The sequence below is a fragment of the Paenibacillus sp. FSL M8-0228 genome (genome assembly GCF_038007385.1).
In the GTDB taxonomy this organism is placed as follows: domain Bacteria; phylum Bacillota; class Bacilli; order Paenibacillales; family Paenibacillaceae; genus Paenibacillus; species Paenibacillus polymyxa_D.
The window spans coordinates 3,020,419-3,047,106 of record NZ_JBBOXA010000001.1 but is presented as its reverse complement, the minus strand read 5'-3'; the positions used below and the strand labels follow the sequence as shown (position 1 = coordinate 3,047,106).

The following is a 26,688-nucleotide window of genomic DNA, read 5'->3' as shown; positions in this document are numbered from 1 at the left end:
TCGTAACCAAATGAAGGTGCTTTGTAAATATGTAATTGACGAATGTGTATGTAAATTCATATCAAAAAGACTGCTAACCAATAGTGATATGGTTAGCAGTCTTTAAGTTTATTCACATATTATTAATTTGGAATCACATGAAAATTATGAATTAGTGCATGGGAGCTTTGGCAGTGCCATGTTCAACATGAACTCTACGGATGAAAAAGGCAAGGATCAACCCGATCACACTGATGATCATCGCAAAGAAAAATGAATTTTGTGATCCGATTGTCATGGCATTGGCCATTTCATTTACGGATTCAGGCATACTGGATTGGCTCAAATAGCCTTCCATACCTTTGGAGAGAATGCTTACCGCTACGGCTGTACCGATTGCACCAGCAACTTGTTGGAGCGTACTCATAATGGCTGTTCCGTCTGGGTATAGATCCATAGGGAGCTGATTTAGGCCGTTTGTCTGAGCTGGCATCATAATCATGGAAATGCCGATCATCAAGCAGCTATGAAGCACAATAATGAGTACAAGAGTTGATGTTGTTGTAATGCCGGACAGGAAAAACAAAACAGCAGCTACAATCACAAGTCCTGGAATGACAAGCCACTTGGGACCGAATTTATCGAACAATGAACCCATAATAGGAGACAAGAGGCCGTTGATAATCCCACCGGGCAGAAGTACTAAACCTGCTGTTAGAGCAGACAGAGCCAGCCCCTTTTGCAAAAAGAGTGGAAGAATCAGCATCGTAGAAAGGATCGTCATCATACATAGGAACACCATAATAACGCCAATAACAAACATAGGGTATTTAAATACACGCAAATTCAACATAGGCTGCTTCATTTTCAATTGACGTACAGAGAACAGTATCAACGATATCAGACCGACAATCACAGGAAGCAGAACCATCAGGCTAGCCCAACCTTCGCCACCTTCTCCGGATTTACTGAAACCAAACACGACACCGCCGAAGCCAATGGAAGATAACAGGATAGATAAAAAATCAATTTTGGGCTTGGTCGTTTTTGAAACGTTTTGCATAAATAAAATACCGCAAATCAGTGAGAGAACCAAGAACGGAAGGGAGATCCAGAAGATCCAGTGCCAAGACAGATTTTGCAGTACCAGTCCTGCAATGGTAGGGCCCACTGCCGGTGCGAACATAATGACCAATCCGATGATCCCCATAGCCGCGCCTCTCTTTTCAGCCGGGAAAATGATCAAGATGGTGTTAAACATCAATGGCAATAACAACGCCGTGCCAATGGCCTGAAGAATACGTGCGATCAATAGCACTGAAAAAGTAGGTGCAAGCGCAGCAACGAGACAACCAGCTATTGAGAACAGCAACGATGTAACAAACAGCTGTCTTGTCGTAAAGGTTTGAATCAGCAATCCCGATACAGGTACTAAAATACCGAGTGTAAGCAGATAAGCGGTTGTCAGCCATTGGGCTGTTGCAGTTGTAATATGCAAAATCTGCATCAAATCATTCAGTGCAATGTTAAGTGCCGTTTCACTGAACATCCCAATAAAGCCGCTAAGGAGCAGCGCAATCATAATAGGTAGCACCTTGAACGTTTTGGGTTCAGAGGGTGAACTTGTTTGACTCATTGTACTCATGTTGTTTTTGTTCCTCCAAATAAATTAATAGTGTTGAATTATAACAATCGGTCTATATATAATAAACATGTTGTTATTTTTTTGTCAAAGTATAAGTTGTAAATATTAAATAATGAAGGATGCTGTATATGGCTGCTAAACCCGAATCATACGAGAATATCGTACAAACCGCATCGAAGCTCTTTTTTCATCAGGGGTATCACGCGACCGGACTGAATCAGATTCTTGCGGAGAGTGGATCACCGAAAGGGTCACTTTATTATTATTTTCCGCGTGGTAAAGAAGAATTGGCTTTGGAGTGCATAAGAAGAGGGAATGAGTTTATAAAGCAAAAATTAAAACAGACACTGGACGGGAATGATAATCCAGTGCTAGCCATTCAGGATTTTATTCGTAATACAGCTGAGGAGGCAGACCGTACCGGCTTTAACGACTTCATGCCGATTGGCTTCTGGGCTGCTGCGGAAACTTCCTGTATTAGTGAATCGCTACGTCATGCTTGTGTGAATACGTTTACAGATTGGCAGCACATCTATATGGAGCGTCTTCAGGAATCGGGCTGGGACGAGGAAAAGGCACGCAGTCTGGCGGTACTTATCATTTCGATGCTCGAAGGTGCATTGATTTTGGCCGTTACGCAACAGAGCAGTGCTCCTATTTATAATATCGTGGATTACATTCCACAGTTGGTCAAATAATCCTGTCTCTTCAATTTTCAATCTCTCCTAATGAGCTCCAACAAGTAACTTTAGAGAGCCGATGTTCTCGTTTTTGAGAACTCGGCTTTTTTGTGGTTCTGAGACGTAATTTTACTCACATTACCAGCACCAAATGATGAAAAGTATGGTAAAATAGAATGAATTTGATTTTGATTTTGCACGAAAGGAAGGGTGATAGCAAGTGGCAAAAGCGAAGGTACCCAAACGGCCTACTCGGGATGAATTTGTACTGGAGGAAATCGGGAATCAGCTTGTAGAAGCACAACGAGAGCAATCCGAGGTTGTATTGACCGTATGGGGACGCGCAGAAACAACCCGCGGACAGATTGTTAAAATGGACCCAAGAACAGGGAAGGTTCATGTAGAGAGTAATGGAGAAACGGATAAAGTTCCTTTTATGGATATTATGAGTGTAAATTACCCGAGAGATTAGTTGTTGTGATTACATAAATATAGCAGAAAGGGACAACAAGAATGACAAAGTTAGAGTCTCCCTTACTGCGAGGGAAAGTAACAATTTAAAATTCGCGTATACAAAAACAACCGAGTGGTTTAGAGCCATCGGTTGTTTTTGTATACTGCTGCATGAGTGGGAAGAGAAAGCCGCGTTGTTGTATTGGCACTTGCCCTTGTATATGCTTATGCAGCTTTTATCGGGCTGGTATGACTCGCACGTGCTTCGGCTTTCTTAAGCACCTTACGATCAAAAATGAAGGGGCCAAACGGCAAAAGTGAGGCAATCAAGGCAGCAAGACTTTGCAGTAGCGTTATTTTCCGCATAATCAGCATGACCACAGTCGCTACAACATAAGCCACGAACAGTACCCCATGGATCATACCCACCCAGCTTACCATTTGCGGTATTCCAGCTGCGTATTTAAGTGGCATAGCGATACACACAAGCAGTAGATATGAAATTGCTTCAATATTACCAATGACACCAAACATCTTAAAGGCATTTTTGAACATAATACACCTCTTTCTCTTATTACTTAAAATTTAATATATCCTATAATGCATTGTTATTAAACGGTAGAAAGTTACGATATATCGAATATTTACGGCAGATGCCAACGTCACACAGCTTAGCGCTCCTGGAAACGATAATTGTAATTTCATTTAACTTGTCAAAATGTGTATCCCTATTGTATGCGCGACCCCCTATCAGTAAAAATACGGTGTGAAGCCTAAACATTTTGTATGCAAATTCCGATAACAGTTAAATGAACGTGTGTACATTATGGTACATATTTTAAAAGCTGGATTGCAGCAGAAGGGCTTGTAAGCTTAACTTATTAGTTTTTGACAAATAAAATTTCCATACTGGTATCAAGGAGAGCATAGAATATGAATAAAAAACGTTTGCGTCAATGGATGGCTCCGTTCGCAACGGCTACACTGATTTTGAATACGGGATATGGCATTTTGACACCCGATGCAGTGGCTAGCGCGTTGCCGACTGAGAGGCATTACTCAAATCTGACAGGCCTAAATACAACACAGTTACATACCAAATTAGCAACCGCTCAAGGTAGTCAAGTGCCTGTTACTTCAGGTCCGAAAGTGACTACGTTAACCAAAGGTTATGGTCAGAACACCTATCTTAACCAAATGCTAAAAGTAATGTCGAGCCAAATGGTGACTGCGAATATCGCGCCGGCAGAGGTAAGCAATCTGACAGCGGTTCCTACAGAAACAACAAAAGTAAATTTGTCCTGGAACAATCCGTCGGACATCAATTTTGACCACGTAAAAGTGGTGGGTGTTACTAACGATGTGTATGTAGATAACATTAGAAGTAACTCTTATATGTTAAGCGGTTTACAGCCGAACACGACATATACCTTTCGCGTGAAAACGGTGAATAAGAGTGGAAATGAATCTCTCGGTACAACAATACAGGCTAAAACGGCTTCCGCTGATGGTCCTGTGGATAAGACACCACCAGGAGAAGTAAGCGGACTGGCAGCGACGAATGTAGGATATAATGGATTTACCATCAATTACATATTGCCTAAGGATGCTGACTTAAGCCAAGCGATTGTCTATTTAAATGGTACAGAAATTCAAAGAACCACAGGCACGTCTTACACGTTTAATGTCTTGAATGCTGCCACAGCCTATACCGTAACGGTCAAAACGATAGACAAATCCGGAAATATATCTCAAGGAGTTAGTATTCCAGTTACAACTTCTACGGTCTCTACCGATATCGTGCCCGATGTGACAGGTGCTTCAGTGACATCAGTTAATAACTATAGTGTTACTGTTTCCTGGACAAGGCCTAGCGGAATTAGTACGGTCAGTCTGTATAAGGACGGGCAACTGGTAACCGATTCAACAGGAACATCCTATACTTTCAACAATCTTTCGGCAAGCCAGACCTATACGTTCACGATAAGATCTAAGCGAAGCACAGGTACATTGTCCTCCGGTGTGAGACTAACTGCCACAACGGACAGTACGTCTTCCAATTCGTCAGAAGTGTCCAATCTTGAAGTAGATAGCAAAAGTGACACCTGGATCAAAATCACCTATGATATGCCGAGTCGAGCCGACAAGGTGAAGATATATGTGGATGGTGATTATAAGGGGACTACAAGCTCTGAGTCCTATAAAATCACGGATTTGCGAGAAGGACGCTGGTATGAGATTAAGGTCGTGACTGTCAATAGCAATGGAAGAGAATCTAGCGGTGTAAAGATATCAGAACGCACGGATTCGGATGGTTACTACTCTTCTTCATCTAGTTCATCGAACTATGAGAAAGCAAGAGATTTGATGCGAATTGCGGAAAACAGTCTAAATGCGTCCGACTGGCGTTCTGCCAGAGATGCAATCAGTGATCTGCCGAGCGGAACCCGTAAAAGCGATCTGCTGGATCGGCTAGAAGCTATTCGCAATAGAGCGATTGGTACCGGTAGTTCATCATCCGGGACGAGTTCTACTACGACAACCACTTCTGGTACAACGTCTTCATATCCTAACAATGCGGTTTCCTCCTATTCATCTTCGTTCACCCTGACACCAGGAGCTAAATCAGCTTATGTCGATGGTCGTGCTACGACGATGGCTCAGGCTCCTCGGATCATTAATGGGGCGACGATGGTCCCGCTGCGCTTTATCAGTGAACGGATAGGTTACGAGGTGAATTATGAAAAATCGACCAAAAAGATTATTCTGAATCGACCTACAGACGGCAAACAGGTAGTGCTTCAAGTCAAGAATTCGACCCTTGCCGTATATGAGTTAAACAACTCCCGAAGTTATTCGACGAACATCACAGCTCCGGTTATTGTTAACGGCTACACGCTGGTTCCATTACGAGTGATTAGCGAGCTTTCGGGGTATCAGGTGAACTATAATACTGCATCCAAACAAATTACGATTACCAAATAAATGCATCTGTTAAAAGAGTTCTAAAGTGAAAACTTTAGAACTCCTTTTTGTCTACTATCCAATAAGTGTACGTAAAATGCGAAAAGGGGCGCTTTATAAGCGCCCGCTAATAGAGTTATAAATTGACAATCAGCTACTCTGTAAACAAGTTATTTTGACTAAAATGATATTAAGCTGCTTAAGATCTTCTACAGTTAGTTGAATACTCAGCGTTTGAAGATTAGTTTCGATCTGATCAGGCTTGGTCGCACCTGGAATGATTAAGGTATACGATAGGATTGATTCTCGCTTGTATGATTCATGCACTGATTGGTATCTCAATGCTTACCTGTCCGCCGCTTGTCTGGGTGGAGTTGGTGATGATCAGTTGTCCGCCATGTAGGTTGACAATGGATTTTGTTATATACAGGCCCATACCGTAATGTCCACTCAATCTTCTGGATGAATCACCCATATAAAACTGCTCGGCGGCCTGTTTGAGACCTGCTGGAGAGAAGCCCGGGCCTTCGTCTACGATGCTGAACCGAATACAGTTTTCAACAGACTCTACGATCAGCTGGATTTCGCTGTATTCAGGCGCCTGATCTACCGCATTAGAAGCAACATTCATAATGGCACGCTCAAGTAGCACTGGGTCTGCATACAGCGTCTTAGGGAGGTTATATGCAGCGAATGCTACAGATATTTTTTTGACAGCAGCCAAGGCCATTATCTGATCTTTCACTTTCGATAAATAGAAGTCAGCATCCATCGTTTCCGCCCGCAGGGTGACTAGTGTTTCCGCTTTTGAAATGTCAATGAGAGTTTTAATATACTGCTCCATCTGCCTGGTGCTTTCCGCAATATAATCCGTATAGTTCTTTTGCTCTTCGGACTGTTCGGTCTCGGACAGTAGCTCTACGTTTCCACGAACGATAGTGAGTGGTGTTTTGACATCGTGTGCTAGAGCGGAAATTTGCTCGCGGCGGGATTTTTCGAGATTCCACTGTTTCTGAAGCGATGCCTTTAAAGTTTCTTTCATTTTATCCATGGAATGCAGCACCTGATCGATCTCCATCACGCCACTGAACTTGATTGAGAAGTCCAAATCCTGTGCTTGAATTTGTTTGGTAGCCTGCTGCAATCCGATCATCTTACGTGCCAGCTTTCGTCCGAAGGAGGAAGCCAGTAAAGCACCTCCCCCCAGGAAGGCGATACAGAACACGGCCAAAAAGGACAATTCTGCGTTCGGCAGATATTGACGCAGGATAGGAAGTTCAAACTGTGCCGAGACAGAATAGCGCATCACAGTAATTTCATCATGATGTGGAACTTTTACATAGTTATAGGGAAATTGATACACAGTATTGCTCTGCTGCGTAACACTCCAAGCGGCTTGGGCCTGGTTTTCAGAAAGATTTCCTTCAATGAGGCGGCCTTCCGAAGTGAACAACGCGTACTTATACAGTTTTATCTGAGAATTCGGTTGCAGGGTCTTGCCCGCTTCAATGATTGACTTGTCCTCCCGTACCTGCTTCTCCGCATAGTTCGCGGGAAGAATGGCCCCATAAGATATCAGGGCATAGAAGATGAGGACCAGGAACAGAGCGAGCGCAATCGTCCCAATACAAAACATAACTAAATAACCCAGGAAAATGGTTCGTAATTTGGTAGTCTTGCGTGCTTGTTGTACTTTGGTTACTTCCATCGGTAGCCGATCCCCCAAACCGTCTCCACTGGAGAAACCTCTACTTTGCCAAGCTTGGCCCGGATATTTTTGACATGCTCCACAATGGTGGCGGAATCGCTGTCCCCATCCAAGCCGAAGACCGCTTCGTAAATCTGCTCCTTAGAGAATACCTGCCCCCAGTTCAAAGCTAGAAACTTACATATCTCATATTCACTTTTGGTAAACGGGACTACAACATTCTGAACGGTGATTTCCTTGCCAGACAAATTGAAATGAACTTCCCCGATGCAGAATACATTACGCCGTTCACGATTCTCCCGTCTGAGATGGGCGTTGATTCGTGCGCGCAGCTCTCCAGTGCCGAACGGTTTGACAATATAATCGTCGGCTCCATCCCCAAGCCCCAACATCACATCGTTCTCCATGGATTTTGCGGTAAGAAACAGTATCGGACAGTCTACCTTGCTGCGAATTTCCCGGCAGAGTGTGAATCCGTCCATGGTAGGCATCATCACGTCAAGCAGTATAAGATCAAATGCTCCGAGCTGCATGGTGAGAACCTGTGGGGAGGCGGAGACCACCGTGACAACATGGCCATCTTTCTGCAAAATATTTTGAAGGAGTGCCAAAACGGCGGGTTCGTCATCAACGGCCAACAAGTTTGCCATGCTTTATTCACATCCCTTGCTTTCTTTACTCTAATCTTTACTCCAACGAATTTTGTCCTTCCCAACGACAAATCCATAACCCTAATAATACCATGATGACTAAGGTCCCTACTACGCAATATCTGATTCCCAAATGAAGCTGTATAGCTTCAGGGATAGAATCTGCTGAGCTTACGCCGTATTGCACCCAGATCGTGATGAACCGGGCCGCCCAAGCAGAGGGAACGAATATCCAATTATGATCACCCAGCCCTGTAAGAAGCAAAGCGGACAATAGACTCTCCATAATACCCAGACCGATGGAAGCTCCTTTGCCAAATCGCAAACTAATGAAAAAATGCAGAATATAAAGGAACACACTGGACACAAACAGAATGCAGGCAGCCAACACATAAAACTTCAAGCCATACGGGGACTCTTTCATAAGATATATATAGCCAGCCCCAAAGCCACCGGAGGCAAGCAGCACACTGCCAAATCCCAAGATCAGAAGCAGGGTGAGCTTGCTCAGAAAAGGTAACAGCTTCACCGGCGAGGTCAAGAGGTGTTGGAAATTTCCAGCGACTGACTCCTGCTCAACAGCAATGGAGCATACAATACCAATCATGGTAGGAAGAACCACAGCCAGGACCTGCAAATAGCCGTCTATCTTCGAAATCGGTGAATACGGAGTAAAGGAATAGTAGGCTAGAAAGATTGCTATGCCTAAAAGCGGCACAAACAGCTGCACAAGCAGTAAGGGCTGCCTTCTAAGTTTAAGCACATCGGATTTCAGATAGCGGAAAAAAGAAATCATCTTATTTAGCCTCCCGCTTGCGGAAGGACATCGCCGTCAGTATCGACAGAATTATAAACAGGCAGATTGTGATCACTAGACCGGGCACAATCACACCTTTATCCAAAAGTGGATCTCCTGAAGGAACGGCAAGCCCATTAGGCAGCACTTGAATGACGACGCACATCAATCGTGCTGGAATAGCATAGGGTACCGCCCACCATACAGAAGACGTAGCGAACAAGACGGTGCAGGCTACGTTGCCCAGCATGTTGATGATTAGGGTGGCAAACATGCCTATTCGATCCGTCAGGAACAGGCAAAGTGGAACTTGCCACAAAAAGGTGATGAAGAGGATCAGAGTTGCAGCGACGCTTTCTGCTAGTGTCACGGAAGTTGAGAATACGAATCCGCCAAGAGTTATCCCTATAAATAAAATAATAGAGGAAACCATTAAGAGTCTTACGCAAACCCCGATTTTACCGTACCATACCTGAGCCAAATCTACAGACATGCCAAGGACAGCACGGTATTTCAGCTTCTTGCCATCCTTTTGGAACACTCCTGAGCATATTAAGGTGAGCGCACCTGGCAGCAGCATGAAATACCACCAATTGTAGCTGGCGCTTTGGAGCATATGTCCTCCCATGAGCACGGTACACAGAAGAAGAGTAACGATGGGGGCCAGCCAGACCAGCTTTTTCGTAAAGGTACGCTTTAATTTTAGATGCTCGGCGGCTATATATTGCTGCATCCTACTCATCCCCTTTTCGGTATTCCTGTGCAATCTGCATGAACAACGATTCCAAGTCTTGTCCTGGTGTAACCGCCTCTTGGTAAGCTAATATGCCACCAGCGATAATACCGACATGGTCAACGATTTGTTCGACTTCGGATAAAATATGACTGGAAAGAATTACGGTAATTCCTTGCTTCGGGAAGGAGCGAATCAGCTCGCGTTGCTCCTGAATGCCAATGGGGTCAAGTCCGTTGGTTGGCTCATCTAAAATTAGTAGTTTGGGATGGTTGAGGAGCGCAATAGCAATGCCCAGCCGCTGTTTCATGCCCATCGAGAACTGGCCAGAGCGTTTTTTCCCGGTATGAGTCAAATCAACAATGTTCAGTACTTCATCAATTCGTGAATCAGGTAGTCCGAGCAAGGTTGTACGAACCTTTAAATTCTCTCTAGCAGTCAAATTCTCATAGAGTGGAGGAGATTCGATCAGTGCGCCGATCTGAGCGAGATATTTTCGTGACCAGGGTTTTCCTTGGAATAAAATTTCACCGCCTGTCGGACGTAGCATACCAGTTAACATTTTCAAGGTGGTTGATTTTCCAGCCCCATTTGGGCCAAGTAGCCCATAGACGGAATTCTCCTGAATAGACAGTGTGACGTTGTTCACCGCCTGTTGCCGTCTAAAGGTTTTGCAGAGATTTTTAGTCTGTAAAATAATGTTATCCATATCAGTTCATCCTTTTCATTCGTTCTGACAACTACTTTACAGATCAATTCTAAGAACTTTATAAGGATAGAAATATTAATGTTTCAAACTTTATGCATTCATGCGGTATTCGCTATAATGGATACAGTGATTTAGGAAAGGGATGTATTCATGAAGAGGGTTATCGTAATCGGAGCAGGAATTCTGGGGGCATCGACAGCATACCAGTTAGCAAAATTGGGCGCTGATGTCATTCTTGTAGACCGCAAAGATAAAGGACAGGCGACTGATGCAGCTGCTGGCATTATTTGTCCCTGGTTATCACAGCGACGCAATCAAGCTTGGTACCAGCTCGCCAAAGCGGGCGCACGTTTTTACCCCGGATTGATTGAAGAACTTAAAAGCGAGGGGGAAACAGAAACTGGCTATGCTCAAGTTGGAGCTCTCAGTATTCATAATGATTTGGAGAAAATTAAAAAAATGCAGGAGCGAGCACACTTACGACAAGCGGATGCGCCAGAAATCGGTGAGATTACGCAACTAAATGAAAAGGAAACCCATGAACAATTTCCTTTGTTAGTAGAAGGTTACCATTCTGTTCATATTAGTGGTGCCGCTCGTATAGATGGTCGGGCGCTGCGTGATGCGTTGATCCGATCAGCACAAAGAAATGGGGCAACCCTTATCCATGGGGATGCTGTGCTTCAATACGATTCCGACCATGTAACAGGAGTAACGGTCGGTGCAAACAGCTTCTCATCTGACGAAGTCATTGTTTGTGCAGGTGCATGGGCCAATCAACTGATGCTGCCTTTGGGCATTCATTTTAAGGTTAGTTATCAAAAAGCACAAATTATGCATTTGCAGGTTTCTAATAGGCAAGACACAGGCACCTGGCCTGTAATCATGCCGCCTTCTGATCAATATCTGCTTGCTTTTGACAAGCAAAAGATCGTAATAGGGGCGACTCACGAAAATGAAATCGAAGGCTACGATACAAGAGTAACAGCAGGTGGAACGCAAGAAATCCTAAATAAAGGTTTAGAATTAGCACCTGATTTAGCAAATAGTACTTTTCAGGAGGTAAGAGTTGGTTTCCGTCCTTTTACACCCGGTTTTCTACCGGTGATCGGAGCTGTTCCTGGCTGGAATGGCCTTATAGCGGCAAATGGGCTTGGAGCATCCGGGTTGACCATGGGTCCCTTTATTGGAAATCAGTTGGCAAAGTTGGTACTTGGAATGGCCTTGGATATCGATATCAATGATTATGATATTCAAAAAGCAATAGTTGAAAGTTGATCCTTGACTGAGGAGAACAATATATATACTGAAAAAGTCGCCATACTGGCGACTTTTAGTTTTAGTACTATATTTATTTTATACGTCATTCATCATGTCATTGAGATGCGAATTCTTCAACGATTGTGTTGCGAATTGCATGTTTTTTAAGTAGTCAATTTTATAGATACAGGAGTAGATCACATTTAATACATAGTCAAAGGCAATTTGCGACGAAAATGTACCAATCTTGGCATGTTTTACTTCGTCATTAGGCACCTGGATACAGATATTACTGAGTTTGGCCAATTCATTTTGACTGGTTGCTGTAATTGTGATAAAGGGAATATTTTCATGTGTAAAGTGCTTTGCTGCTTTTAAAAAGATCGGTGATTTTCCGTGGTAAGTTAAAAAAACAGCGCAATCCTGTGGCGTAAGATTAGCCGTATGGTACGCCCACTCAGACAGCTCCGTAGCTATAACCACATACTTGTTAATTTTCACTAATTTATTTTGGAAACTTTTCGCACGGATTTGTGAATCTCCTAACGCATATATAAAGATCCTTTTCGCTTGATCCAGCAATAGGGCTGTTTGCGACAATAAATCATCATCCATGAATGTAAAGTTTTTTTCTATCGTTTCCTTCATTAATTCTGCAATTTCTTTCGCCACTTGAAGTGGGGATTCATCAAAACCAAATGGATAGTTGGGGTCTACATTGGAAATGTTCTGGGTATTCTGCTGAAACTCCCGAGCAAGTTTGATTATGAACTCCTTGAAGCCAGATAGCCCAAGTTTATGTGTTAATCGATTAATCGCGGAATGCGAAGTATATGTTGCCTTTGCAAGCTCCTGAATATTTAAGTGCAGGATCCTTTCCTTATGAAGCAAAATATAGGATGCAATGCTTTTTTCGTTTGGTGTAAAGTTTTGCATTTCGGATAATTGCATCAGTATTTTCAACAGGTTCACTCCGGTTCAATTGAAATGACGTTTGATAAAGGATCTAAAATAAACATTTTGTTTGAAAATAAACAAACATTTTTAAAAATATTCGGTTGATTGTACCATTTTGGCGGCAAATCCTTTACGATCAACGTTCTTCTTCTATAATAAATGAAAAAGAGCCTAGGGGGAATTAATATGCTTAACATCGGTTATATTGGGAATGGCAAAAGCACCAATCGGTATCATCTTCCTTTTTCATTGACCAGAGATCATTTGAACGTAAAGACGATCTACGCCCGTAATCCAGATAAAGGGGAGTGGGAGAAAATCCCTGGTGTGCAGTATACTGATAATCTTGAATCTCTAATGAACGATAAGGAAATTCAGTTGATTGTTATCTGTACACCTGTAGAATCCCACTACACTTATGCGAAAATGGCACTCGACCACGGGAAAAATGTACTTGTTGAAAAACCCTTTATGTTAACGAAAGAAGAAGCTGTGTCCATCTTCCAATATGCCAAAGAGAAAAATCTGATTATACAGTGCTATCAAAACAGACGTTACGATTCGGATTTCCTCACTACCAAGAAGGTTATTGAATCAGGAAAACTCGGTGATTTGTTGGAGGTGGAAATGCATTTCGATTATTACCGCCCTGAGACCCCCAACTCCACCTCTCATTTTTCCAAATATAACAGTTACCTCTATGGACATGGCGCTCATACCATTGACCAGGTTCTTGCCTATTTTGGGAAACCTGACACGATCCATTACGACGTGCGCCAATTGCTCGGTTCTGGAAGAATGAATGATTATTTTGATCTAGATTTTTATTATCCCTCACTTAAGGTATCCATTAAATCCAGCTTTTTTCGTTTAAAAGAGCGGCCGAGTTTTGTTGTATACGGCAAAAAAGGCGTTTTTATAAAGCAGACAAAGGATCGTCAGGAGGAGCATCTTAAATTATACTATCTGCCTAAGGGACACGCCGATTTCGGCATCGACCAGCCTGAGCATTATGGCATTTTAACATACCTTGATGATAAGGGCGAGTATCATGAAGATAAAATCGTTTCTGAAAAGGGAGACTATGCCCGAGTGTATGACGATATGTATCAGTCGATCGTAATTGGTAAAGAAAAAGTGATTAAAGACGAAGAAACGATAATGTGTATGGAAATACTTGAAAAAGGTATAGAGGAGTGCAGCTAAAATGAAGTTAGGAATTGTCGGAGCAGGGATGATCGTAGGGGATCTATTAAGCTTTATTCAGGAAATCCCGACCATTTTACTAAAGGGCATTTGTTCTAGACCTAGCCACAAGGGGAAATTACTGGATTTACAAAGTAAATATGGAATATCTCAGATTTATTCGGATTACAGCGAGATGCTGATGAGTCGTGATGTGGATACAGTTTATATCGGGTTGCCTAATCATCTTCATTATTCATATGCGAAAGAGGCATTATTGAGTGGTAAACATGTCATCTGTGAGAAGCCGTTTACTTCCAATTTGCAAGAATTTCTAGAGCTAAAAGAAATTGCTCAGCAAAGAAAACTGGTATTGGTGGAAGCCATAACGAATCAATATTTGAAAAATTATTTGTCAATGAAGGAGTATCTACCTAAGCTTGGTGAGATCAAAATAGTGGAATGCAACTATTCTCAATACTCATCTCGGTATGAAGCTTTCAAAGCGGGAATAATCCAGCCTGCGTTTAATCCGGAGATGTCTGGTGGAGCCTTGATGGATATTAATTTATATAATATTCATTTGGTTGTTGGATTTTTCGGGAGCCCGAAGAAAGTGCAGTATTGGGCGAACATGGAGCGTGGAATTGATACTTCAGGTATGCTGCTGCTTGATTACGGTGACTTCAAGTGTGTCTGCATAGGTTCAAAAGACAGTACGGCTCCCAATGCAGTGAACGTTCAAGGCAATAAGGGCTATATACACATGGCAAGTTCAGCAAATATATGCGACTGCTTTGATTACACTGCGAATAAGGAAACGCCAATCCGGGTAGATCAGAAAGATCATCCCCATCGAATGTATGACGAATTCGTTGAGTTTGACCGTATCATCGAGGAAAAAGATTTGGAAAAAGTCTCAGAAATGCTTGAACACAGCGAGAGGGTCATGAATGTCATTGAGAAAGCCAAGCAATCCGCCAATCTTGTATTTGGTCCTGATAAATAAAGAAGCAGCTCAATTACTGAGTTGCTTCTGATCCGTAATTCCCACACAGCGGACACTGCATAACGGATAACCACTTCTTCGTTTAATCCTTGATTTCTCTCTTCAGTCATGTCTTTGATATCATTACTTCAAGTCATAATCCAATCACGAGGAAGTCTCTTTAGTTAGAGTGAATAATTCAGATGAAAAATCATATTTCTCCGCAATATTAAAATCCTGGTCAGCCTTATAAGGCGGGGTGAGTATAAGTCCGATGTTCATTAACTCGCTGCCTGTAAAACGTCGGTCCAATTCTTCCACGAAATATACTGCCATTTCGTCCAGTCCGATGAGCTTTAGCCGTGAATAAGCTGCATTGGGGCGTGAGAGAACCTGGTACCAGCCGACGAGAGCATGCTCACGTTCTGCATCAATGGTCATCCATGCTGTTTCATTTTTTTCAAAGGGACTTAGCAGACGGTAAAAGGTTCCCTGTGTAATTAATCGTCTGTGACGTTTATATACTTGTATTTGTTTTTTAATTACATTGCACTCTTCTTCGGACAACGCCAATGGGTCAAGTTCATAACCGAATATACCAAAGTAGGCGACATTGGATCTAGTTTGCAGCGGTGCCGTTCTGCCTACCTGGTGGTTCGGGATGCTTGACACATGAGCACCCATACTGCTAAGCGGATAGGCCATGGAAGTGCCATACTGAATCTTCAGACGTTCTATAGCCTCGCTATCGTCGCTTGTCCATGCTTGCGGAGCGTAATAAAGCATCCCTGGATCAAACCGTCCCCCACCGGAAGCACAGGACTCAAACAAAATCTCAGGGTGTTCGGTAATCAGCTTCTCATATAAAGCATATACACCCAGGACATAGCGGTGAAAAAATTCGCCCTGTCTTTCCTTGCCCAGAGATAACGAATAGGCTTCTGAAATACAGCGATTCATATCCCATTTTACGTATTCGATCCGAGCAGAAGAGAGCACGTCATCCATTAACTTAAACAGGTAATCCACGACAGGCGGTTGGGAATAATCAAGAACATATTGATGACGTCCATGCTTGCGTTGACGGCCGGGTGTTCCCACAACCCAGTCTGGATGCTCCCTCATAATATGAGAGTCGGAGTTAACCATTTCCGGCTCGAACCAAAGACCGAATTTCATCCCGAGCTGATTGATCTTCTTTGCCAAATTCGAGATCCCGTTCGGTAGCTTTTCAGGATTTTCAAACCAGTCACCGAGGGAAGAGGTATCATTGTTTCTTCGACCGAACCATCCGTCATCCAAGACAAAGAGTTCAATCCCCAGTTCACCTGCTTTTTTTGCCATATCAACTATTTTCTGCTCAGTAAAATCAAAATAGGTCCCCTCCCAGTTATTGATCAATACAGGTCGTTCCCGCTCGGTCCAACTGCTGCGAATTAAGTGTTTATTGTACAGGCTATGGTATGCTTGGCTCATGCCATTTAAACCGCTCTCAGAATAGACCAGAACTGCTTCAGGCGAATAAAAACATTCTCCTGGCTTCAGGGTCCAGCAGAATTTGTCAGGATGAATGCCGATCATCAATCGGGTAGTTGAATAGCTGTCCACTTCCGCCTGGGCAAGAAAGTTCCCGCTGTAAACGAGATTAACCGCATATACTTCTCCTTGGTGTTCCTGTGATCCGGGTTTGGCAAGCGCCAGAAATGGATTGTGAACATGACTACTAATTCCTCGAGTGCTCCCAATCGACTGTAGCCCAGGTCTCAATGGTGTACGCTCCACATGACGTTCCCTGCCCCAAGCCCCTGATAAATGAATAATTTCATATTCGGCTTCAGGAAGATCAAGACTCAGGCTCATTAGACGGTTGACTCTCAGGGGATTATTCCCGGAATTCGTTATGGATACGGATCTCGTGATCACGGGCAGTTCGCTGAAGATGGTGTAAGCAAGCACGGCCACCGTTCCTGTAAGAGAATCGGTCAGCGTGATGAGGAGTGTCTCTGCTTCATGTGCTTCCTTACAAAACGTAGCTGGAAGATGAGGAATTTTAGGTTTTCCAGTGATTACCTCGTAATGGTCATAAGTGAACTCCATTATATGAGATCCGTCCTCCTGTATGATCTCAATTGCTGGCTCTCGAAAGTCTCCACTTCCCGCAGAAGGAAATTCCTGCTTAATACTTTCCAACGATGTCACCAAGTCACTATCAAACTCACCGACAGACACGGGACGATAGCTTCGCTCGATAAAGCGGTCATATTGACCAAGGTACTCTATTTTTTTGCCGTAATATAAATGCTCCAATTGCCCGTTCTCCATGACACGGAAAAGATAACTACAGTATTTGTTCGTTAAGTGAAATGTCCGTTCCTTTTGGTTAACTTGTAGACTAGCCATGTACATAGCCCCTTTCAAAATATGTCGAACCACTTGAAAGCGTTATTATTGAATCAGCATAACAAAGATAGTGATAGTAAATACATGACTTTTTTTAAGTTGGATATGGGAAAAACAAAGAACCTTACAAAAAAATATAGTTTAGAGCCAAATTTTTTCTGGACATTTGTCATCCTTAACTTATGCTATACTGTTAAATTAACAAGCATAGGTTCTTTATTTGGAAAAGTGAGGAGGATGCCAATGGGCCAGAATATGATTCAATATGTTGATACGTATACCAGTTCAGAGCATAAAAATATATCAGATTTGATTTTGTATAACTGTGGCACAGAGCTCTGCTTATCCAAACAGGATTTTGGACCCATCGCCCGCGATTTTAATCTGGTTCATTTTGTACTAAAAGGACGAGGTAGGCTGGTGATTGACAACAAAAATTACGATATAGGAGAAGGACAGGCTTTTTTAATTCCGGCCAATAGGGTAGCTTATTACCAGGCGGATGAAGCCGAGCCTTGGGAGTACAGTTGGGTCGGCTTTATGGGCATTAAATCCGACATCTACCTGCAGAACATATCACTTCCACACCAGAACCCTTATATAATTGATATCGAAGATATTACGTTCTTTCATTCCACGATTATTGAGATGTTGCGGATCGGAGATAACACGCTTTCTTCATCGCTGGCTATACAGGGGTATTTATTCCATATTCTTGCCAAACTTGTACACAATTTGGGGGAAACGATGTCGATAAAGGAACAGCTTCCTTATTCGGTGCAAGCGATAAACTTTATTGAGAAAAACTACATCAGTGGCATCCAGATTAGTGAAGTAGCGGAGTACCTTGGTCTACATCCGAATTATCTGACCTCCGTTTTCAAACTAGAAACTGGTGAAACGCCTAAACAATATCTGATAGTCCTCAGGATTAAAAAAGCGTGCGAATTGCTGCAGCATACAGACTATTCGATCCAGGTCATATCTAATTCGGTCGGCTATACCGATCAGTTGACCTTTTCGCGAGCTTTTAAAAATGTAATGAGCATATCACCCAGCGCGTATAGAAAAAAATTTCTTTGATTTTGCTATATAAATCTATAAAAATATTTGTATTTAGAAGCGGTTTTTTTTGCTATCGTAAAACTGTGGATTTTTTCCTGCATGGCATTTTAACGATTGTAGGAAGAGTACTTTTTACGGGAGGAGAATTTCGCGCGTGGATTTCATTATTGCTTTTATTCCAGCCCTTGGCTGGGGAGTTATGCCGATACTGGCGCATATTACAAAAGCCAGTCCCCGAGAACAGCTGACAGGTACCGTTATTGGTGCTGTGCTGTTTTCCCTGTGCTTGTATACCATTCATCCTACCTCATTAACACCGATTCATTTTGTGGTAAGTTTTATATCTGGTATTTTTTGGGCCGCTGGACAATTGCTCCAGTTTCAAGCTTTTCAAAAAGTAAGCGTATCGATCGCCATTCCTGTGATTTGTGGTCTGCAGTTGATAGGGACGACGCTATTTGCCGCACTTATTTTGGGTGAATGGATAACAGGGTACCAATATGCGATAGGCGTTGGTTCTCTTCTGTGTATATTGGCAGGAGTTCTGTTAACCAGCTATCAGGGCAAGTCTGCTGGATTGCCCAAGCCTTTGCCGGTACCCATTATCATAATGTTGGTTTGCTCGGGATTAGCGTTAAGCAGTTATGTCGTGATTAATCAGTTTTTTCATATATCCGGGCTATCCGTCATTCTGCCGCAATCGCTCGGTATGCTATGCTCAGCCATGGCCATGAATCTGAAGGGCAAAAAGCGGCTACGATTCTCTCTGGTGGTTCGCAATTTGTCGACAGGATTGGTTTGGAGCATTGCGAATCTAGCACTATTTATTTCCAATGGGCTGATCGGCATGGCGGCTAGTTTTCCGATCTCTCAAGCGAGCATTGCTATTGCCTGTGTTGGCAGCATTTTAATATTTAAGGAAAAGAAGAGTCCTCAGGAATGGATAGGTATACTTGCGGGAATTACAGTACTGATGATAGGAGTAGGAATGATCAGCATGCTCAAGCCTTAAAGAATCATTTTGTATCTTGTATATGATCAGGTGTTTTGACTGTTTGCCAGTAGGAACCACGAGACCACGTTCTTTTAGTAACGAAAAGAGCTTATCCATCTATGGGGTACGCTTTTTGGGATTGACAGAGGTAGGACTGCATGAGAAAATGTACGCGCGTACATAAAATGATTTGGAGGTGGGTAATATTGTTTCGCGCAAGGAAGTAGCCGAACTTTCCGGCGTGTCTGAAGCGACAGTATCCCGGGTCTTGAATGCGGTAGGTCCTATCAAAGAGGATACGCGAAGAAGGGTTCTGGACGCAGCCAATCAGCTTGGATATGTTCCCAGTGCGCTGGCCCGTAACTTTGCCCGAAGGAAGAGTGGCCATCTTGGTGTGGTTATGCCTTATGTCCCGAAGGCGCACTTGTTCTCAGCCTATTTTTTCTCTGAGATGCTGAGCGGTATCGGAAACAAGGCTAGAGACAGCGGACTTGATCTGCTTCTATTGTTCCGGAAGCCGGGGGAACGGATTGATTACAGTAGTCTTTTCCGTCAGCAAAGGATCGATACCTGTATCATCCTTGGAGCCAGGGATGACCACGATGAGGTGGAAGCTCTAAAGAGGCTTCAGGAAGAAGGACGTCCGTTCTGCGTCATGAATCACCATTTTGAAGGGCAATCGTTCTGTGAAGTGGATGCAGACCATGTAGAAGGCAGCCGGGCGGCTGTAAGTCACCTCATCGAGCAGGGATACAAGCGGATTGCCTTTCTCAACGGCCCGGATATCTATTCCAATAGTACTGAGCGAATGAAGGGTTATCGTACCGCGCTTCAGGACGCTGGGATTGAATATGACCACGAACTGCTTCTGGAAGGTAACTATAGCCGTCGGAGCGGACTCGAAGCCTCAGCTACAATCGCAGACCAATTGAATGATATTGATGCTGTATTTGCGGCGAACGACCGGATGGCTCTTGGGGTAATGCAGGGTCTCCGTGAGCGCGGACTGGCAGCTGACCGGTTTCCGGCGTTTGTAGGCTATGACGATTCGGATGCGGCTGAGATGGCTGTTCCGCCGCTAAGCAGTGTCCGCGTACCTTTTTATGAGATGGGGGAGCTTGCAGCCTCGAAGCTTATACCCGATTCTCAGCATCTCATTCCGGCTCTGGAACTAACCGGGTGCGACTCAATAAGAGAACTCCTATCCACAGAACTGATTATCAGGGCGTCATCCATTCGTCAATAACACCATTCGTCAATAACACCATTCGTCAAAAATTCGTTGAAACTCAGACCCATAAGGAGGATCACGACATGTCTAATCGTCTTCGTATCGGAATGGTTGGCTACAAATTTATGGGCAAGGCTCACAGCAACGCTTACCGAAGTCTACCCATGTTCTTCCCAGATGCCCCGCTGCAGCCAGAGATGTCCGTTATCTGTGGACGCAACGAGCAGGGGGTTCAGGCAGCTGCCCGCCAGTACGGCTGGACCGAAAGTGTTACGGATTGGCGTGATCTAGTGAAACGTAACGATATTGATCTCATTGATATTAACGCCCCGAGTAATGCCCATAAAGAAATTGTCGTGGAGGCTGCCCTCCATGGCAAGCATCTGTTCTGTGAGAAGCCGCTTGCGCTCTCGCTGGCGGATTCACGTGACATGCTGCAGGTAGCAGAGCAAGCAGGGGTCAGACATATGGTAGGCTTCAACTATCGCTTTTCACCGGCTGTCCAGCTGGCAAAGCAGCTAGTCGAGAGCGGTCGCCTAGGCAAAATTTATCATTTTCGTGCCTTCTTCCTTCAAGACTGGATCATGGACCCGTCCTTCCCGCTGGTATGGCGGCTGCAAAAAGACGTGGCCGGTTCTGGCTCTCATGGTGATCTTGGCGCCCATCTGATTGATCTCGCTCGCTTCTTGGTTGGCGAGTTCCATGAAGTGATCGGCATGAGCGAGACATTCATCCAGCAGCGCCCGTTAGCTTTGGAGATGAGCGGGTTGAGCTCCAAAAGAAACACTGAAGCAAATGCTCCAATGGGAGAAGTGACAGTCGATGATGCCACGCTGTTCCTGGCACGCTTCGCCGGAGGTGCGCTGGGCAGCTTCGAGGCCACACGTTTTGCTGCCGGACATCGGAGCACCAATTCATTCGAGATCAACGGTAGCCTAGGCAGTGTGCGGTTTGACTTTGAACGAATGAACGAACTGGAAGTGTATTTCACACAGGATGAGGAAGACGTTCAGGGCTTTCGCCGCGTACTCGCCACCGATCCGGCACACAAGTATTCTGAAGCTTGGTGGCCTGCAGGGCATACGATTGGATTCGAGCATACCTTCACCCATGAGATGCTTGAGATGTTGAGTGCCATCTCTGAAGGAAGGCAACCGTCGCCGAACTTCCGTGACGGTGTTGCTTGTCAGGCTGTGCTTGAAGCGGTAGAACGATCCATAGAGGAACGCCGCTGGGTATCCATTGAAGAAATGTAGTATAACAATACATTCCGAAAGGTGAGTGGATTACAGATGCGCAAGGCACTGATTGTATGGGGCGGATGGAACGGACATGAGCCGGAGCAGGTGGCGGCCATTTTTGAACGCATTTTGAAGGAAGAGCAGTTCGAGGTGGAGGTGTCTAATACCCTTGAAGCCTACCAGGATGCAGAGAAACTGCTTGACCTGGACCTGATCGTTCCAATGTGGACCATGGGACAGATTGAGCAGGAACTGGTCGATAATGTCTCCGCTGCGGTTCAAAGCGGCGTAGGTCTCACAGGCTGCCATGGTGGCATGTGTGATGCCTTCCGGAACAATGTGGATTGGCAGTTTATGACAGGCGGGCAATGGGTTGCGCATCCCGGCAATGACGGCGTAGAGTACATGGTGAACATGAAGCGCGGCTCCAGCCCACTTCTAGACCATATTGAGGATTTTCAGGTCAAAAGCGAGCAGTATTACCTCCACGTAGACCCAGCAGTTGAAGTGCTGGCAACCACACGCTTTCCGATCGTACCAGGCCCCCATTCAGCTAATGGGCCAGTGGATATGCCCGTTGTATGGACGAAGCGCTGGGGGAACGGCCGCGTCTTCTACAATTCGCTGGGGCATCACGCAGATATCATAGATATGCCTCAAGTGACCGAGATGATGCGCAGCGGATTTCTGTGGGCAGCAGCAGGCAAACAGGCGGTGGCCACCCGGGGCAGCTCTCTCGCAGAGGCTTATACAGGCATGACAGACAACCAGCAACGCTAGGGTGAACAGGATGGTATCCGATGTAACAAAAGAATGCCATTATCCATTTTTTCTGAAGAAGAAGGGAGTCTAGGCATGAACAAAATGAAAGTAGGCATTATCGGGTGTGGTAAAATTAGCGGAATTTACATGGAAAATTGCCATCGTTTCGACATTCTGGAGCTGTACGCTGTAGCGGATCTGGACCAAGGTCGGGCAGAGGAGCAGGCGGTAGCGTTCAACGTTCCGCATGTATATTCGGTAGATGAGATTTTGGCTGATCCAGAGATCGAACTCATCATTAATTTGACCATTCCGGGCGTTCACGCCGACGTATGTCTCAGAGCTCTTGAGGCAGGCAAGCATGTCTATGTGGAGAAGCCACTTGCCGTCACCCGTGAGCAGGGTCAGGCTGTCTTGGATCTTGCTCATCAAAAGGGACTGCTTGTCGGCTGCGCACCAGAGACCTTCTTCGGTTCCGGTATACAGACATCATTGAAGCTGATTGAAGACGGAGTCATTGGGAGTCCGGTAGCCGCTACGGCTTTCATGATGAGCCGTGGACATGAACATTGGCATCCTGATCCTGAATTTTATTATGCAGTCGGCGGCGGTCCAATGTTTGATATGGGCCCTTATTATTTGACGGCTCTGGTGCAAATGCTGGGTCCGATTGCTGCCATTTCGGGCATGACAGGCAAGGCGATGGACCAGCGAACGATTACGAGCGAGAAAAAGAAAGGCCAGACTATCCCAGTCGATATTCCGACCCATGTGGCCGGGTTGCTGCGCTTTAAGCAGGGAGCTGTCGGTACGCTGATTACCAGCTTTGACATCTTTGGTGGAAGCACTCTGCCACCGATTGAGGTTTACGGTACTCATGGCACGCTGCAGGTGCCTGACCCGAACACGTTCGGAGGGCCAGTTCGCTATAGGCTGCTAGGCGAGCAAGAATGGACAGAGGTACCGCTGCTGCCAGGATACCAGGAGAATACACGGGGCATCGGTGTTGCCGATATGGCCTACGCTATCCGCAGCGGACGGCCTCACCGCGCTAGTGGAGAACTGGCCTACCATGTGCTGGAAGCGATGTGGGCGTTCCATGATTCTTCCGATCAGCAGACCTTTTATACAATGCAGAGCACATGTCAGCGCCCGGCGGCTTTACCGGAAAACCTGCCCTTGTATACGTTAGATGTGTAAACTAATGTAAATTTTACATCCCGCTTTGAATGTTCATTTCTATTAAAAAGAAGACTCCAGCTCCGTTTTGACCGGGGCTTGGAGTCTTCTTAGTTCATTTTCAGGAAGGATTTTAATTGCGGGTATAAAATCATTCTTTACCGGTCGTTCTAGATATGTTATATTGTTGGCGTGGGAGGAGTACACGGATAAGAAGCCAAAAGTTATGGGGAGTGGTGTGAGTGTGAGATCTTGCCGTGGTGCTCTTCTATGCATATTAGAATGATCATTCTTAATATAATAGATGGAGAAGGGATGGATTGAACATGGAATATCGTGTATTAGGAAATACAGGCCTTAAAATAAGCAGTTTTGTATTAGGTACAGGTACTTTTGGTTTTTGGGGCAACAATACGGAGAAAGAAGCTGCAGTCATGTTAGATGAGGCTTTGGCTGGAGGCATTAATCTGATCGATACAGCGGATGTCTATTCAAGTGGTCAATCCGAAGAAATTCTGGGTCAGATCCTAAAAGGACGCAGACAGGATGTTATACTGGCCACGAAAGGCGGAATGCCCATGGACAGTGGGCTTAATCAATCCGGTAACTCTAAATATTGGATTAAGCGTGCAGTAGAGGGAAGCTTGAGAAGGTTGCAAACGGACTATATCGATTTGTACCAACTACATCAGCCAGATATCCATACCGATATTGAAGAGAGTCTTGACGCACTTACGGACCTGGTTCGTGAAGGGAAGATTCGCTATATTGGTACATCCAATTTTCAGGCATGGCAAGTGACCGAAGCACAGTGGACTAGCGAACGTAAAAATACAGCACGCTTTGTATCCGAGCAAGCCCCATATTCCATTGTGAATCGGAGTATCGAATTCGATTTGCTTGCTGCAACTGCAAAATATGGAATGGGCGTAATGGTTTGGAGCCCACTTTCGGGTGGTCTACTAACGGGAAAATACCGCTCAGGAGAAGCGGTTGCCCCAGATTCAAGAGCAGCGAGTTCTCTAGGGAAACTTTCAACTGTTGTAGACCCAAATCGAGAAGAAAACCGAACCAAGTTCGAAGCCGTTGCTAAGCTCCAAACCCTTGCAAATGAAGCAGGATTAACTTTGCCTCATCTTGCCATGGCATTTACACAAGCTCATTCGTCAGTTACTTCTGCTATAGTGGGGGCAAGAACAATTGAGCAACTACGTGAAACGTTAAAAGGCAGTGACATTCGATTAAGCACTGATATTCTGGATGCGATAGATGCTATCGTTCCGCCAGGAGTAACCCTGGATGCCCTGGAAAAAGGATGGACGCCTGATTGGTTACAAGCAGACAAACGAAGAATCCTGGGTTAAATATATAAGACAGACCTCATAGCTGTAATGTATTCACATATTTTAAATCTAGTTTGCCGATCCTTCACTAAATTGTATAATGATTATTCGAGGTGATGACGATGGCAAGATCAAAAGAATTTGAAGTTAATGAAGTATTAGATAAAGCGATACACCTGTTTTGGGCACAAGGATATGAGAAAACTTCAATGCAAGATTTGGTTGAGTTTATGGGCATTCACCGAAGAAGTATCTATGATACCTTTGGGGATAAGCATGCCTTATTTATGAAAGCTCTCGAACGATATGAAACGAAGCAGACCAGCAAAATGAGGTTTCTGATTGAAAAACAAAAACCGATCAAAGAATCAATTCGGGAGTTGTTTGAGGCGACAGTAAGAAACGAAGGAGAACCTCTAGGGTGTTTTCTCGTGAATTCAGGTGTGGAACTCGGCGTGTTGGATCCTGAAGTTGCATCCTTAGTTGATGAAAGTTATTCGCGAACTGAGGAACTCTTGACTAACCTTGTTCTGAAGGGTCAACAATCGGGTGAATTCAAGGCTGACTTGGATCCTGTAGTTATTTCTCATTATTTAATGAATGCGTGGTTAGGGCTACGTACGTTGGTTAAGACAACAACGGATCAGCAAAAATTAAAGAATATTATTGATATGACACTGACCGCTTTAGATTAAAAGTGAAATTACAGCATGACAGGCAAAAGGAGTTACCTCAATGGAGGACTGTTTGTTTCCGTGATACAAGTTTTTTCTTGTCCCTCTAACATAAGAAAGAACTTGTATCTTACGCCTCAAACATGTCAAGGAATACCGCTCCAAAATTACAATTCTTAGCCACGAAAAAATTCTTTATTGTTCGTTCTAAAATTGATATGCTAATAGCAAGTCAGATCTAACTGTTTTTTTTACCCTAATAAGAATGGTCGTTCTAAAATCGTCTTTAAAACTTATTTACACTAATATGCATGTTATGAAGGAGAGAATATTATGAAGTATACAGTTATTACAGGAGCAAGCTCGGGGATTGGATATGAAACGTCATTGGCATTTGCGGCACGTGGCAAAAACCTAATCTTGGTAGCTAGAAGATTTGATAAATTAGAAGAACTCAAATCAGCAATTCACAATATTGACCCTAATGTAAATGTTATTGTTCATACAAGTGACCTGTCTGTTACAGATCAAGCCTACACACTATATAACGATTTAAAGGAATACCAAATTGAGACCTGGATAAACAATGCGGGACTCGGTGAATCTTCTTTTGTAGCAGAACAGAATTTAGATAAAGTTGAAACCATGTTACGTGTTAATATCGAAGCTTTGACCATCCTTTCTACACTATATGTACGAGATTATGCTGATGTAGAAGGAACTCAGTTAATTAACGTTTCATCTGGACTTGGATATGCCATTGCTGTTGGGAGTGTTACTTATTCTGCATCTAAGTATTACGTTAGTGCCTTCACAGAAGGACTTGCAAAAGAACTAGAAATAAAAGGTGCAAAACTAAAGGCAAAGGTTTTGGCACCAGCTATAACAGAAACGGAATTTGTGAAGAAATCATTAGATGCAGAAGATTTTGATTATAAAGCAAACATGCCTAAGTACCACACTGCCAAACAAATGGCGGGCTTCATGGTGGATCTTTATGACAGCAACGAAGGGGTAGGGATTGTAGACCAGAACTATAATTTCAATCTCAGAGGTCAAATATATCCGATCATTTCAGAATTTTAAATTCAA

24 protein-coding genes are annotated in these 26,688 nt (G+C 44.1%); 15 read left to right on the top strand and 9 right to left on the bottom strand.

What is annotated here, in order from left to right:
- Window positions 1-151 precede the first annotated feature (151 nt).
- On the bottom strand, window positions 152-1,615 hold the full coding sequence (locus MKY98_RS13415; protein WP_069011926.1) for a DHA2 family efflux MFS transporter permease subunit: 1,464 nt from the start codon (window positions 1,613-1,615) through the stop codon (window positions 152-154).
- Between the two features lie 137 nt (window positions 1,616-1,752).
- Between MKY98_RS13415 and MKY98_RS13410 the strand changes: the two genes are divergently transcribed.
- Complete coding sequence (locus MKY98_RS13410; protein ID WP_029515149.1) at window positions 1,753-2,322, top strand: TetR/AcrR family transcriptional regulator; 570 nt, start codon at window positions 1,753-1,755, stop codon at window positions 2,320-2,322.
- Window positions 2,323-2,524: 202 nt separating this feature from the next.
- A complete protein-coding gene (locus MKY98_RS13405; protein ID WP_029515150.1) occupies window positions 2,525-2,776 on the top strand; it encodes a YolD-like family protein in 252 nt (83 codons plus the stop codon).
- A 206-nt stretch (window positions 2,777-2,982) separates the two neighbouring features.
- On the opposite strand, the gene MKY98_RS13400 is transcribed toward MKY98_RS13405, so the two are convergent.
- Window positions 2,983-3,312, bottom strand: coding sequence for a DUF3817 domain-containing protein (locus MKY98_RS13400; RefSeq protein ID WP_069011816.1), 330 nt, complete (start codon window positions 3,310-3,312; stop codon window positions 2,983-2,985).
- A gap of 378 nt (window positions 3,313-3,690) precedes the next feature.
- Between MKY98_RS13400 and MKY98_RS13395 the strand changes: the two genes are divergently transcribed.
- Window positions 3,691-5,742 (top strand): stalk domain-containing protein, encoded by a 2,052-nt coding sequence (locus MKY98_RS13395; RefSeq protein ID WP_069011818.1) that lies wholly within the window; start codon window positions 3,691-3,693, stop codon window positions 5,740-5,742.
- Window positions 5,743-6,040: 298 nt separating this feature from the next.
- Here MKY98_RS13395 and MKY98_RS13390 read toward each other — a convergent pair whose 3' ends face one another.
- Genes MKY98_RS13390 through MKY98_RS13370 form a run of 5 tightly spaced genes read right to left on the bottom strand, consistent with a single transcriptional unit; the run spans window position 6,041 to window position 10,317 of the window.
- Complete coding sequence (locus tag MKY98_RS13390; protein ID WP_069011820.1) at window positions 6,041-7,429, bottom strand: HAMP domain-containing sensor histidine kinase; 1,389 nt, start codon at window positions 7,427-7,429, stop codon at window positions 6,041-6,043.
- Window positions 7,420-8,079 (bottom strand): response regulator transcription factor, encoded by a 660-nt coding sequence (locus MKY98_RS13385; RefSeq protein ID WP_029515155.1) that lies wholly within the window; start codon window positions 8,077-8,079, stop codon window positions 7,420-7,422. The genes MKY98_RS13390 and MKY98_RS13385 overlap by 10 nt, the downstream gene beginning before the upstream one ends.
- Before the next feature lie 37 nt (window positions 8,080-8,116).
- On the bottom strand, window positions 8,117-8,875 hold the full coding sequence (locus tag MKY98_RS13380) for a lantibiotic immunity ABC transporter MutG family permease subunit (RefSeq protein WP_069011822.1): 759 nt from the start codon (window positions 8,873-8,875) through the stop codon (window positions 8,117-8,119).
- 1 nt (window position 8,876) lies between these two features.
- Entirely contained in the window at window positions 8,877-9,608 is a 732-nt protein-coding gene (locus MKY98_RS13375; protein ID WP_069011823.1) for a lantibiotic immunity ABC transporter MutE/EpiE family permease subunit, read from the bottom strand.
- Window position 9,609: 1 nt separating this feature from the next.
- Window positions 9,610-10,317: a lantibiotic protection ABC transporter ATP-binding protein gene (locus tag MKY98_RS13370; protein WP_069011825.1), complete on the bottom strand. Its 708-nt coding sequence runs from the start codon at window positions 10,315-10,317 to the stop codon at window positions 9,610-9,612.
- Between the two features lie 150 nt (window positions 10,318-10,467).
- On the opposite strand from MKY98_RS13370, the gene MKY98_RS13365 reads away from it, so the two are divergent.
- The gene (locus tag MKY98_RS13365; RefSeq protein ID WP_069011827.1) at window positions 10,468-11,595 is read left to right on the top strand and encodes an NAD(P)/FAD-dependent oxidoreductase; all 1,128 of its coding nucleotides are present in this window, start codon (window positions 10,468-10,470) and stop codon (window positions 11,593-11,595) included.
- Between the two features lie 78 nt (window positions 11,596-11,673).
- Here MKY98_RS13365 and MKY98_RS13360 read toward each other — a convergent pair whose 3' ends face one another.
- Entirely contained in the window at window positions 11,674-12,540 is an 867-nt protein-coding gene (locus tag MKY98_RS13360) for a MurR/RpiR family transcriptional regulator (protein WP_069011829.1), read from the bottom strand.
- Window positions 12,541-12,720: 180 nt separating this feature from the next.
- On the opposite strand from MKY98_RS13360, the gene MKY98_RS13355 reads away from it, so the two are divergent.
- Both MKY98_RS13355 and MKY98_RS13350 read left to right on the top strand, forming a co-directional pair.
- Window positions 12,721-13,740, top strand: coding sequence for a Gfo/Idh/MocA family oxidoreductase (locus tag MKY98_RS13355; RefSeq protein ID WP_069011831.1), 1,020 nt, complete (start codon window positions 12,721-12,723; stop codon window positions 13,738-13,740).
- A gap of 1 nt (window position 13,741) precedes the next feature.
- The gene (locus tag MKY98_RS13350; RefSeq protein ID WP_069011833.1) at window positions 13,742-14,728 is read left to right on the top strand and encodes a Gfo/Idh/MocA family protein; all 987 of its coding nucleotides are present in this window, start codon (window positions 13,742-13,744) and stop codon (window positions 14,726-14,728) included.
- Window positions 14,729-14,872: 144 nt separating this feature from the next.
- Here MKY98_RS13350 and MKY98_RS13345 read toward each other — a convergent pair whose 3' ends face one another.
- Window positions 14,873-17,107: an alpha-galactosidase gene (locus MKY98_RS13345; RefSeq protein WP_069011834.1), complete on the bottom strand. Its 2,235-nt coding sequence runs from the start codon at window positions 17,105-17,107 to the stop codon at window positions 14,873-14,875.
- Between the two features lie 243 nt (window positions 17,108-17,350).
- On the opposite strand from MKY98_RS13345, the gene MKY98_RS13340 reads away from it, so the two are divergent.
- The 9 genes from MKY98_RS13340 to MKY98_RS13300 all read left to right on the top strand — a co-directional run bounded on the left by MKY98_RS13340 (window position 17,351) and on the right by MKY98_RS13300 (window position 26,682).
- Complete coding sequence (locus MKY98_RS13340) at window positions 17,351-18,190, top strand: AraC family transcriptional regulator (RefSeq protein WP_029515168.1); 840 nt, start codon at window positions 17,351-17,353, stop codon at window positions 18,188-18,190.
- 136 nt (window positions 18,191-18,326) lie between these two features.
- A complete protein-coding gene (locus MKY98_RS13335) occupies window positions 18,327-19,184 on the top strand; it encodes a GRP family sugar transporter (RefSeq protein WP_069011836.1) in 858 nt (285 codons plus the stop codon).
- 172 nt (window positions 19,185-19,356) lie between these two features.
- The gene (locus MKY98_RS13330; protein WP_176715732.1) at window positions 19,357-20,412 is read left to right on the top strand and encodes a LacI family DNA-binding transcriptional regulator; all 1,056 of its coding nucleotides are present in this window, start codon (window positions 19,357-19,359) and stop codon (window positions 20,410-20,412) included.
- Between the two features lie 68 nt (window positions 20,413-20,480).
- Complete coding sequence (locus MKY98_RS13325) at window positions 20,481-21,653, top strand: Gfo/Idh/MocA family protein (RefSeq protein WP_039273095.1); 1,173 nt, start codon at window positions 20,481-20,483, stop codon at window positions 21,651-21,653.
- Window positions 21,654-21,689: 36 nt separating this feature from the next.
- Entirely contained in the window at window positions 21,690-22,418 is a 729-nt protein-coding gene (locus MKY98_RS13320; RefSeq protein ID WP_029515175.1) for a ThuA domain-containing protein, read from the top strand.
- Between the two features lie 75 nt (window positions 22,419-22,493).
- Complete coding sequence (locus MKY98_RS13315) at window positions 22,494-23,600, top strand: Gfo/Idh/MocA family protein (RefSeq protein ID WP_029515177.1); 1,107 nt, start codon at window positions 22,494-22,496, stop codon at window positions 23,598-23,600.
- A 305-nt stretch (window positions 23,601-23,905) separates the two neighbouring features.
- Window positions 23,906-24,943, top strand: a complete 1,038-nt coding sequence (locus tag MKY98_RS13310) for an aldo/keto reductase (protein ID WP_069011841.1) — start codon at window positions 23,906-23,908, stop codon at window positions 24,941-24,943.
- Between the two features lie 101 nt (window positions 24,944-25,044).
- The gene (locus tag MKY98_RS13305; protein ID WP_029515180.1) at window positions 25,045-25,617 is read left to right on the top strand and encodes a TetR/AcrR family transcriptional regulator; all 573 of its coding nucleotides are present in this window, start codon (window positions 25,045-25,047) and stop codon (window positions 25,615-25,617) included.
- A gap of 312 nt (window positions 25,618-25,929) precedes the next feature.
- Entirely contained in the window at window positions 25,930-26,682 is a 753-nt protein-coding gene (locus tag MKY98_RS13300) for an SDR family NAD(P)-dependent oxidoreductase (protein ID WP_029515182.1), read from the top strand.
- Window positions 26,683-26,688 lie beyond the last annotated feature (6 nt).